General features: G+C 66.6%; 4 protein-coding genes. 2 read left to right on the top strand and 2 right to left on the bottom strand.

Features of this window, described 5'->3' with window-relative positions:
* Positions 1 to 105 precede the first annotated feature (105 nt).
* On the bottom strand, positions 106 to 300 hold the full coding sequence (locus NYZ98_RS41215) for a hypothetical protein (protein WP_262850993.1): 195 nt from the start codon (positions 298 to 300) through the stop codon (positions 106 to 108).
* A gap of 306 nt (positions 301 to 606) precedes the next feature.
* On the opposite strand from NYZ98_RS41215, the gene NYZ98_RS41210 reads away from it, so the two are divergent.
* Positions 607 to 1158 (top strand): RICIN domain-containing protein, encoded by a 552-nt coding sequence (locus NYZ98_RS41210; protein ID WP_262850995.1) that lies wholly within the window; start codon positions 607 to 609, stop codon positions 1156 to 1158.
* Positions 1159 to 1279: 121 nt separating this feature from the next.
* Here NYZ98_RS41210 and NYZ98_RS41685 read toward each other — a convergent pair whose 3' ends face one another.
* Entirely contained in the window at positions 1280 to 1534 is a 255-nt protein-coding gene (locus tag NYZ98_RS41685) for a hypothetical protein (RefSeq protein WP_380708876.1), read from the bottom strand.
* Positions 1535 to 1935: 401 nt separating this feature from the next.
* Here NYZ98_RS41685 and NYZ98_RS41200 point away from each other — a divergent pair, with 401 nt between their 5' ends.
* Complete coding sequence (locus NYZ98_RS41200; protein WP_262850993.1) at positions 1936 to 2130, top strand: hypothetical protein; 195 nt, start codon at positions 1936 to 1938, stop codon at positions 2128 to 2130.
* Positions 2131 to 2235 lie beyond the last annotated feature (105 nt).

The following is a 2235-nucleotide window of genomic DNA, read 5'->3' as shown; positions in this document are numbered from 1 at the left end:
TATCGGGGTTTTTTCATTGGTTTTTTGTTGGGTGGTGAATTGGAAAACGCGGTCGGAGCGTTTGCTCCGGCCGCGTGTTTTTGTGCGCCGCTCACCGTGTGGGGGTCATCCCCAGGGGGTGTTGCCGTCGGGCTGGGGGATCGGGGTGGGTGCGGGGGTGGGGGTGGAGGTCGAGGTCAGGGGCGGGTTGGTGGGGGTGGTGTCGGCGGTTGCCATGGTGGCTGCCAGGGTGACGCCGCCGGCGGCGAAGACGGTGACGATGATGATCCGGGCGGCTGCGTTCTTGGCGAAGTTCGTCATTTCGGTGACCCCTCATCTGCGGTGGCGGCTTGCGTTTTTTGGTGTTTCCCTGCTCGCAAGACCAAAGCTATTGGGGTCTGCTATCCGGTCCTTATCGTCATCCTTCTGCCGCGCTATGCCGCCGAAAGCCGGGACGATAGCGCGTTTAGGGGGGCTCATTCCCCCGGACACCCCCACCGCCGATAACCCCAGCTCACCACCCCCACCCCGGAGCATCTGGCACGGGATGGCACACCTGGGTGGAACGCCTACAGGGCGACACGCGCCCGCGTGCCGCAAGATCCATCACGGCTCATAGGAGCGAACATGCACCGATTACTGGTCACCGCCCTCACCGGGCTGGCGCTGCTGATGTCCCTGGCGCTGACACCGGCGAACGCCCAGACCACCGTGTTTCCGTCGACGCTGATCCAGATCAACCTCGCCGGCGTCTCCAAGTGCATCGGCCCGAGCAACGGCGGCACGGCCAACGGCACCCCGGCGGTGCTGATGGACTGCAACGAACTCTGGCACGGCACCGGCCGCGATCGATCGGTCCGCAGCTTCGCCGACAAGTGCCTCAGCATCATCGCCGGCCACCCCGTGCCGACCCCTCTCGGCACCCCACTGGTTCTGCGGGACTGCACCAATCCCGTGTCCGGCGACCAGCAATGGACCTTCGCCGCACTGAACCCCGGCGGCTTTGACGGCATCTGGACCCTCCGCAACCCGGCGTCCCTCAGATGCGCGAGCCCGGCCAACGGCAGTACGGCGACCGGCACCCCACTGGTCATGCAGAACTGCCCCGGCGGCCGACAGTGGCTCACGCCGAACCCTCCGACGACCTACGGTTTCGACGAGGACGACGGCCTGGCCTGACGGGGCGGTACCGGTGACCCGTCCGCTTATCTACGTGTACTGGTGATCACGAGGGCGCCGCCGCCCGTACGAGGCCATCGCGGCGGCGCCTTGCCTTGGTGAAGGGCGCGGATGTCAGTCTTCAAGGACTGTCGGCGCTACGGCTCGGCAGGCAGGTGGACGGATCGGCAGGTTGGGGGAAGAAGGGCGGGAGCGATCCGGGCACCCTGTCCTGGTCGTTCCCCGTGATCGTGCCAGCGAGTTGGTCGGCCTCGTCGAGGTACTCCGTCGTAAGCAGTACGGTCGTGCCGTCCGCGACCAGGGCGCGCATCATCTCCCACGCCTCGCCTCTGTTGCGGGGATCCAGCCCGGTCGCCGGTTCGTCGAGGAACAGCACCTCCAGCTGGCCGACAAGCCTGACGGCCAGTCGCCGGGGCCGGCTGACAGGACTCGCACTCCGCCTAAGGACGCCACCAAGCCACTTTCAGCGGAGTTCGTGCTTGCCGTCTGCTTGGTGGCGTCGCGGGCGGGGGTGGGGGAGCGGAGCGGGCGCAGTGGGCGGGCGGGTTGCGTGGTGGTGTCGCGGGCGGGGGTGGGGGTGGTGAGCTGGGGTTATCGGCGGTGGGGGTGTCCGGGGGAATGAGCCCCCCTAAACGCGCTATCGTCCCGGCTTTCGGCGGCATAGCGCGGCAGAAGGATGACGATAAGGACCGGATAGCAGACCCCAATAGCTTTGGTCTTGCGAGCAGGGAAACACCAAAAAACGCAAGCCGCCACCGCAGATGAGGGGTCACCGAAATGACGAACTTCGCCAAGAACGCAGCCGCCCGGATCATCATCGTCACCGTCTTCGCCGCCGGCGGCGTCACCCTGGCAGCCACCATGGCAACCGCCGACACCACCCCCACCAACCCGCCCCTGACCTCGACCTCCACCCCCACCCCCGCACCCACCCCGATCCCCCAGCCCGACGGCAACACCCCCTGGGGATGACCCCCACACGGTGAGCGGCGCACAAAAACACGCGGCCGGAGCAAACGCTCCGACCGCGTTTTCCAATTCACCACCCAACAAAAAACCAATGAAAAAACCCCGATA

Origin of the sequence: Sphaerisporangium corydalis (assembly GCF_025506355.1) — a bacterium.
GTDB lineage: Bacteria > Actinomycetota > Actinomycetes > Streptosporangiales > Streptosporangiaceae > Sphaerisporangium > Sphaerisporangium corydalis.
The sequence above is the reverse complement of the archived record's forward strand: the minus strand, read 5'-3'. Positions and strand labels throughout refer to the sequence as shown.

Excerpts from the sequence above, each read along its gene's own strand:
- NYZ98_RS41215 (WP_262850993.1), bottom strand. The coding sequence starts at position 300 with ATGACGAACTTCGCCAAGAACGCAGCCGCCCGGATCATCATCGTCACC.
- NYZ98_RS41210 (WP_262850995.1), top strand. The coding sequence starts at position 607 with ATGCACCGATTACTGGTCACCGCCCTCACCGGGCTGGCGCTGCTGATG.
- NYZ98_RS41200 (WP_262850993.1), top strand. The coding sequence starts at position 1,936 with ATGACGAACTTCGCCAAGAACGCAGCCGCCCGGATCATCATCGTCACC.